This window comes from Vibrio eleionomae (assembly GCF_009874545.1).
GTDB classification, from domain to species: Bacteria; Pseudomonadota; Gammaproteobacteria; order Enterobacterales; family Vibrionaceae; genus Vibrio; species Vibrio nitrifigilis.
In genome coordinates this window covers 1-8,600 of record NZ_WEKT01000093.1, presented here as the reverse complement: position 1 = coordinate 8,600, position 8,600 = coordinate 1, and the positions used below count along the sequence as shown (strand labels likewise).

Below are 8,600 nucleotides of genomic sequence, written 5' to 3'. Positions count from 1 at the left end.
TATTAACATTAACTAATTCCATATTAGGTTAATATTATTAAATTTATCAACGTAATTCATATATAAGCTTGAAAATAGAAGGCATTTAATTATTATAGATTCTCATATGATAATTATTCTAGAGAAAGGTAATGGCAGGTAATGTCTTTATTGATGGTCAAAAGTTAAAGCAATTAAGGGAACAGCGTGCTTTATCCCAGGAAGGGTTAGAGCAAGCATGCAGCCAAAAGAAAGGTTGTAGTGTATCTATTGCTACCATTAAACGAGCTGAGATAGGAAGTGCATTAAGTCGTAGAACCATCGCTCGTCTCGCCAATTTCTTTTCAGTACCAGTTGAAGAATTACTGCTAACAAGTCAAACGGATACAAACCAAATACTCTTACCTCGCATCAACAAAGAGTGCCTAGCTGTTTGGATTCGCACAGGCTCTAAATTAATATTGGATGATGTTTTAGATCGTTTTTCTCACTTGGAGCCTATGACGCTAGAGCACTTAGGAAATACTCTAGTTGTTATTTTGCCTTGTATCGATGATGACCAAAAATTGTACCTATCACTACAGAGTGATTTGATAGACCTTTCTCGTCGTTCTTCTCAATATTTTAAAGCGATTGTGTCCACACAAACGGTGATTCAGCAACCCGATGATAATCGTTGGCACTTAGATGAATCATACATTTATAGAATGTCTGAACTGGCAGCGCTGCCGGAAAAAGCAGCAGTTGTGGTCTCTGACACTTTGGCCGAAGCTAGCAAGCCATACTTTTTATATGGAGAATTGCTTTCGTCTAATGGGTATAAAACGCTCTTAAATAAAGTTGATGTTAGTTACGGAAAGACATTTGGCAGAGAACATGAGCTGCAATTATTACGTTATTCAGTGGATGATGTGATAACAAAAAAAGAAAATGTGTGTTTTGCTATTCAAGGCGTGCAGGGCATTGGCAAAAGTCATATGCTTCATATTCTCTCTAGTCTTTTCGCACATCAAGATTGGCGAATAGCTAAGTTGGACTTCAATTTTGGATTGTCTCCAAGATACTTTTTTCTTTCCGCCCTAGGTGATGTTTTTAATCTTACGCTGGAACCTTCTATAGAGAGTGTGGACAGTGAGGATTATCTAAATACGTTAATTGATGCTCTAGTGACCCATACCGAAAGTATCGGTGCTGTTTTTCTTTCGCTTGATAATTTTCACTTAATTGATGAGCAATGTTTAGCGACGATATGCCGTGTTTTGGGTCGCTTAAGAGAGCTACCGATATCTTTGGGAGTGACTTACTTACCAACTGATGCTGCTATTCGGTATGTAGAAACACTAAGTACTCTGAACTTCTCAGTGACGCATCTCCCTCTTATGCCGCTATCTAACACAGATATGGTCTATCTACTTGATAGTGATCGCCATGTTGAACCGGAAGCAAGTGCATGTATAGTGAGTGCAGAAGGGAATCCTTATTATTTGTATAAACTTATTCAATCATATAAAGAAGAGCGAATTCCTACGGATATCTCATTTTATCTGCACAGTAAATTGAATAGCTTATCACCTGAGCTGAATAAGGTGCTTTCTTTCATCGCTTTAGCAAATCACCCTTTAACGGTAAATGATGTCAGTAATCTGACTGATTTGGGTCCAATAGGACTTGAAACATTGGTCAATATGAGACTGATTAGAATATCAGCGGCTAAAGTGATTAGTCTTGGTCATCCTTTTCTGACTCCTTTGATGGAGAAAGAACTGGACCATGAAGACAAGAAGACTGTCTATATTGCGATTGCCAATTATTTAGAATCTCAAGATAAACTTTGTACACAAAGCTCAAACGTTCTGTATGTTGATTACTACACGAAAGCAGAAGATTGGGGAAAAGTGTCCGAACTTCTACTGAATAAAGGGAAATCCTCTATTACATCTGGTGATTATCAGTCCGCAAAGCGATATCTTCATCAAGCATTAGAGAGTTATCGCAGTATCTCTAACCCGACAGATTACTCAGAACTGTTATTTGAAATATATCTTACTCAAGCCATTATCACTCGAGTTACCGATGGGTGGGTAAGTTTTAGTACCGTTGCCGCCTATCAACGATGTATCTCTTTGGCAAAGGAACTCCATTCTGCATACCGACATTGTATTTCTCTCAGTGGGTTATGGGTGAAACAATTAATGGCGATGGACTTTGAATTATCAGAGCAAACGGCGAACGAAATGCTGCGCTTAGCAGAAGAATCTAATGATGATCATTGTCGTTCTCTTGCGTACAGTTGTTTGACAAATTCTCAATTTTGGTTAGCTAAACATCAAGACGCCATATTTAATGCGAAAGAATCTTTTAGATACTTTCATCAAGTTGAAAGTGATGAATTTTACTTCTCTATCGGCATTAACCCTTTAGCTTTAGCTGGGTGTTTTGGTTGCTTGTCAGCCACTTTAGCCTGTTGTGACGAAGATAGAGCATTTTTACAGAAAAGTGTCCATGAAGTTGGGGTTATCAATGATCCTTTTTCTCATTCCATCGTGTTACAAGGTGAGATGTGGTCAGCCTACCATCTGAAGAGCTTTGATGAAGTGACCGAACTGTCTGAGCAATTATGGGCTATTGCAGATTCAAATAATTTCCCGTTCTATCGGGGAGTTGCCTCTTTATTTAAAGGATGGGCACTATTTTTTACTCAGGCATTAAGTGCAGATCAGGCACTTGAGATTGTGGAAGAAGGTTACAGTCATTGGTTAGCATCAAGTGGTGACCAAATCGCTCATTCGCTTTATTGTTTAATTCGAGCTGAACTTTATTACGAGGTCGGAAACTTAGCAGAGGCACAGCAAATCCTAGAATATGGAATTAAAATAGCCTCAGAAAAACAAGAAGCTTGTTACTTATCTCCTATGTATGTTCTGCTTGGGTATTGTGTCGAAAGTGGTGCAAATTTCCATGAGTTGGCAAAACATATTGCTCTTGAACAAGGGGCACATTTGTTCCTTAAGTAAGGCGGCCTATCTATTAAAAAGGCATACTGTTTTTATACGCAGAATGCCTTTTTACTAAGCTCTCAACGTCGTCACTTTATTTTGTGCGTCGTTCTAAAAACACACCTGCTTCCATGTGGTGGGTATATGGAAACTGATCAAATAAGGCAAAGCGAGTAATGTCGTGCGTTTTGCTGAGAATCTCTAGGTTTTCTTTGAGTGTTTCTGGGTTACAAGAGATATACATAATACGTTCATAACCTTGTACCATCTTACATGTATCAATATCCATACCAGCGCGTGGTGGATCGACAAAGATAGTGTTGCAGTTATAACTATTAAGATCGACACCATTATCTTTTAGGCGGCGGAATTCTCGTTTACCTTCCATTGCTTCCGTAAATTCTTCAGCCGACATCCGAATAATCTGCACATTATCAATGTTGTTTGCTTTGATGTTGTATTGTGCTGATTGAACTGAAGGTTTGGCTAATTCGGTCGCAAGAACGCGTTCAAAATTTTGTGCGAGCGCTAAAGAAAAATTGCCGTTACCACAATAAAGTTCAAGTAGGTCACCTTGACTACCTTGAGTGCAGTCAACTGCCCATTCCAACATTTTTTGTGCAACAGGACCGTTTGGTTGAGTAAAACTATTTTCAACTTGTTGATAAATGTATGGCTGTTCGTGAACGTGCAGGGTCTCTACTACGTAGTCACGGTCAAGTACGATTTTCATTTTACGAGCACGGCCAATTAAGTTTATATGGTAGCCTTCTTCAGTCAGCGTTTGTTTCAATGTTTGAGCTGCTTCTTTCCATTCATCATTTAACTGTCTGTGATAAAGAAGTGAGACCAAAATTTCACCGCTCAACGTCGATAAAAAGTCCACTTGGAACAATTTGTGACGCAGGGTTTTACTTGGTTTTAATGCTTCAATTAAACGAGGCATCAATTGGTTAATTAATTGGCTTGCTGCTGGAAACTGATCAACACGATACTTTTCACGGGTGTCTTGGTTAAACATGATGTAATAAAGGTCTTCACCCTCATGCCATACTCGAAACTCGGCACGCATACGGTAGTTTTGACTTGGAGACTCATAAACTTCTAACTCTGGCACGTGATAGGGTGCAAACATCTCATTGAGTCGAGAGACTTTCTCCGAGAGCTGCTCTGAGTATTGGTTAGGATTGACATCAAGAGTCGCCATAGTGTTACCTTTTTATGGTGCGTTTGTTTAAGAGCGCAGATTTTATTCAATCCCACCTACATGTCCAGTACTGTCTGCCAAATAGTTGCTTTAGGCAGAATCAAGATTCAACTCAATCATTATTATATGAGCGTCTCCACTGCTTCAATGATGGATTAGTGAGTTCTTTATGAAACGTAATATGTAAATCAATTATTGCTAGACTATTCATTGATTGGTCAATAATATCCACTATTAGTTGGTGTGATATGGATGCCTAGACGGCTAAATGTCACTGAAAAGGGAATCCAGTGAAAATCTGGAACTGACGCGCAGCGGTAATAGAGTACGAACACTCATTAAGACACTGCAATGAAAATTGTGGGAAGTCGAGTAAGTAGGATAGATCTCTTAAGTCCGAATACCTGCCAACGACTGAGCACAATAAAGGGCATCGAGATCCTGCTCAGCTTATTTACGCGATTAGGAAAAGTCATGAAAAAGTCTTATATAGCGATGGCAGTGGTGTCGTCTTGGGCGTGCGCGTCCGTCTCTTATGCTCAGACAACTTCAACAGATGATACTGTTGTAGTGACAGCAAACCGATTTGCTCAAAACGTACAATCAACGACAGTGCCTGTTGAAATTGTGACTCGTAAAGATATTGAGCGTATGCAAGCAAATTCACTATCTGAAGTGCTCCGTACTTTACCCGGTGTTCAAATAGGCTCTAATGGTGGCTACGGTCAGTCACAGAGTGTGTTTGTTCGAGGCACTAACTCAGATCATATTTTAGTGTTGATAGACGGTGTTCGTTTTGCCAGTGCCACTACGGGGACGGCACCTTTTGCCAATATTCCTTTAGTGGGAGTTGAGCGCATTGAATTTCTTCGTGGTAGCCGTGCTGCTGTCTATGGGTCAGACGCGATTGGCGGTGTGATTAACATTATCACTGATAACCATAGTAACCAGACTCAACTCTCTACTACAGCAGGAAGCGATAATTATCACTCAGGCCAAGTGTTAGCCTCGAATCAGGTTACCAATGATTTACACTTATCGCTTGGTGTGTCAGGAGTTGATACTGATGGTTACTCCGTTAAGACCAGTGATATGGACGATGATGGCTATCGTTCGAAAAGCATGACAACGAATGTCAGCTATCGAATTAATGAGCAATGGGATGCGGGATTCTTCTTCCTAGGTCAAAGAGGGAAAGTTCAATACGACGGTTATTATAATAGAAGTAATGAAAAGCTTTATAATGCGGTTACTCGTTTGAACTATCATAAGGATTCTTTACAATCTCGTTTAACAGCGAGCGCAAACCAAGTAAGAAGTGAAAGCTTTACCGATTCATCCCAAAGTCGTTATGTTACAGACCGTCGTGAACTTTCTTTTGATAACCAATATGCGTTTAGTAATGAGCTATCAGTAAGCGCTGGTGCAAACTGGTACAAAGATAGTGTGAGTTCTACGACAGATTATTCTGAAACATCACGTTCTAACGTGGGTATATACGTCAATACTTTGTATCAATTAGAACAGGTAGATGTAGAAGCTGCGTTACGTAGTGATGATAACCAACGCTATGGCCAAAACGAGACTTGGCAATTAGGTTTGGGGTATCGCTTGAATTCAACCTATCGTATAACAGCAAACGCAGGTAATGCTTTTAAAGCGCCTACGTTTAACCAACTCTACTATCCTGGGTACGGTAGTTCGGATGTTAAGCCTGAGAAGTCTCGTAACTATGAATTAGGAATGACGGCTGATTATGATTTTGTATCTTTGCGAGCGAGCGTATATCGAAATGATTTAACGGATATGATTGCAACAGTAAATGATTATGCAACAAATTACGGTGAAGTTTCTATTAAAGGCCTAGAATTTGGGGCCGAATTTGATACTGGACCAATTAGCCATAAATTGTCATACAATTATACAGACGCCGAGGACAAAGATTCAGGGAATGAGCTTGCTCGTAGAGCGAAGAACTCAGCTAAATGGAATGTGTTTTATGAACTAGACCAATGGACTTTTAATGTTGATTACTTGTTCCAAGGCAAAAGATATGATGACTCATCGAATGATGACAAGTTAGGAGCGTATTCATTAGTAGATTTATCTATGAATTACCTCTTTGCTAACGGTATTAAGTTGTCTGGAAAAGTTGGCAACGTATTTGATAAAAAGTATGAATTAGCGTCTGGATATATAACACCAGAACGTAAGTATTATGCAACAGCATCGTATTCGTTTTAAAATGAACCAGTAATAATTAACCGCCTTCGGGCGGTTTTTTTATCCTTTATTGACCGTTGCTATAGGGATAAGAGAGAGTATGATCATGACGTTTTTTCTTACTAAGTGGTCTATGTGTGGACAAAGTTAAGCAATCAAAAGTTCTTGTGTTTGATTCTGGTGTTGGTGGTCTATCTGTTTATAAAGAAATTAAACAGCGATTACCACATATAGATATTGTGTACTTTTTTGATAACGAAGCTTACCCATATGGAGAGCTAGATCCCGAGACATTAGTTACACGTGTAGACTCATTTATTACCGATATAGCTCAGCGTGAACAGATTGATCTAGTCGTTATTGCATGTAATACCGCCAGCACTATTGTTTTACCGAACCTTAGATCCAAACTTTCCATCCCTGTCGTTGGTGTTGTTCCCGCAATTAAACCAGCCTCCGCCATTGCAAATAAGGCGGTTGGTCTTATTGCAACGCCAGCAACCGTCACGAGATCTTATACTCACGAGCTAATTAAACATTTTTCCCTAAATAAAAAGGTTGAGCTGCTCGGTTCAACTCGATTAGTGGATATGGCCGAAGAAAAATTACGTGGTAAGCCAGTAGATCTGTATGAGCTATCAGTAATCCTCAAACCTTTACAAGGGATAATCGACGTTGCGGTGTTAGGTTGTACCCACTTTCCATTAATAAAAGATGAAATCAGTCAGGTGTTAGGACAACAAATTGTTCTGGTGGATTCGGGAGAAGCCATAGCAAGAAGAGTGGCTTATCTTATTGGAGAAGGAGAGGGAACGATAGATAAGACGAAACATCAGATTATTGCAAGTGCACCTCCTTGGGAAGAAGATGCACTTAACCAACATTTGTCACAGTTAGGTTTTCTACCTATTCAGTACTATCACCATTTGGATGCTTAGGATCATTAGCAACGCGAACCTTCAAAGTGCGTTGCATATAATCCGCTTCATTAAGAGCATCAATAGCGATGTCTGCTGTAGTAGAGGACATAACGACAAAACCAAAACCACGTCTCTTACCTGTGCGTTTATCTTTCATAAGTCGCACAGCAAAAACATCACCATAATCGGCAAATAAATCCCTTACATTAGACTCGTTAGCTTTGTAAGGTAAATTACCAACATATAGCGTTGTGGTGCCAGTTGATGAGTTAGCTTGAGGTGATTGAGTTGTTCCGTTCGCAAAAGTGAATATAAAAAATGTAACAACAACACCAATCAAAAAGCTAATAACAGGGGATAAAGTTAGTTGCGAAAAAACAATCGCACCAACTAGAGCAAATACAACCGTAACTAAAATCGATTTATTAGAGTTCATATTGAATACTACTTATCTGTGAAAACATAAGAGGCTTTTGTCCAGCTTTAACAAAATAGACACATGAATATTACGTATATGCTTGGATTTTTTCCAACCAATTGCTGTGACCACCCTCAAATGTTGATATTTTATTCGATAAATCAGGCTTTGATGGCTTTTTAATCGAACAAATTCTTTTTTTAAAAAAACACTTGTCATAATCTCATAGCTCCCTATAATGCCGCCTCACCGACACGGAGTGAGATACAAATCACAAAGTGGATTACGAAAGTAGTTAAGCGGTAATGAGAAAAAGATAAAAAATATCTTGACTCAAAATATTTAAAGCGTATTATACGCACCCCTAGCCGAGGCGCTTTAGAGAATAAAGCAAGGTTAGGAAGCTCTTTAACAATTTAAACCTATCAATCTGTGTGGGCACTCGTTGATGATAATCAAATGAGAAACTTCGGTTTCGAATTGGTTTCAATGAACTGAGTGACCAATCAAGTCGTCCTTTTTTATAAAGAACAACTTGGCACAGTCAATTCAACATTACTTAGTAATGTATTCAGTATTCATTGAGCCACAAAAAAACTTTAATTGAAGAGTTTGATCATGGCTCAGATTGAACGCTGGCGGCAGGCCTAACACATGCAAGTCGAGCGGAAACGAGTTAACTGACCCTTCGGGGAACGTTAACGGCGTCGAGCGGCGGACGGGTGAGTAATGCCTGGGAAATTGCCCTGATGTGGGGGATAACCATTGGAAACGATGGCTAATACCGCATAATAGCTTCGGCTCAAAGAGGGGGACCTTCGGGCCTCTCGCGTCAGGATATGCCCAGGTGAGATTAG

General features: G+C 39.5%; 5 protein-coding genes, 1 rRNA gene and 1 riboswitch. Of the genes, 4 read left to right on the top strand and 2 right to left on the bottom strand.

The features are described 5' to 3' along the window. Positions 1-131: 131 nt before the first annotated feature. On the top strand, positions 132-2,993 hold the full coding sequence (locus tag F9817_RS23890; protein ID WP_202436570.1) for a helix-turn-helix domain-containing protein: 2,862 nt from the start codon (positions 132-134) through the stop codon (positions 2,991-2,993). A 76-nt stretch (positions 2,994-3,069) separates the two neighbouring features. Here F9817_RS23890 and trmA read toward each other — a convergent pair whose 3' ends face one another. Further along, the gene (gene trmA, locus F9817_RS23085; protein WP_161158562.1) at positions 3,070-4,182 is read right to left on the bottom strand and encodes a tRNA (uridine(54)-C5)-methyltransferase TrmA; all 1,113 of its coding nucleotides are present in this window, start codon (positions 4,180-4,182) and stop codon (positions 3,070-3,072) included. Between the two features lie 222 nt (positions 4,183-4,404). Then, positions 4,405-4,608, top strand: a riboswitch (cobalamin riboswitch). A gap of 48 nt (positions 4,609-4,656) precedes the next feature. Between trmA and F9817_RS23080 the strand changes: the two genes are divergently transcribed. Together F9817_RS23080 and murI are read left to right on the top strand one after the other, a co-directional pair. After that, on the top strand, positions 4,657-6,426 hold the full coding sequence (locus F9817_RS23080; RefSeq protein ID WP_161158561.1) for a TonB-dependent receptor domain-containing protein: 1,770 nt from the start codon (positions 4,657-4,659) through the stop codon (positions 6,424-6,426). Positions 6,427-6,542: 116 nt separating this feature from the next. Next, positions 6,543-7,343, top strand: a complete 801-nt coding sequence (gene murI / locus F9817_RS23075) for a glutamate racemase (RefSeq protein ID WP_161158560.1) — start codon at positions 6,543-6,545, stop codon at positions 7,341-7,343. On the opposite strand, the gene F9817_RS23070 is transcribed toward murI, so the two are convergent. Further along, complete coding sequence (locus F9817_RS23070) at positions 7,312-7,761, bottom strand: RNA recognition motif domain-containing protein (protein WP_161158559.1); 450 nt, start codon at positions 7,759-7,761, stop codon at positions 7,312-7,314. The genes murI and F9817_RS23070 overlap by 32 nt on opposite strands. Positions 7,762-8,343: 582 nt before the next feature. Between F9817_RS23070 and F9817_RS23065 the strand changes: the two genes are divergently transcribed. Next, positions 8,344-8,600: ribosomal RNA gene (locus F9817_RS23065) — 16S ribosomal RNA — on the top strand; the annotation flags it as partial.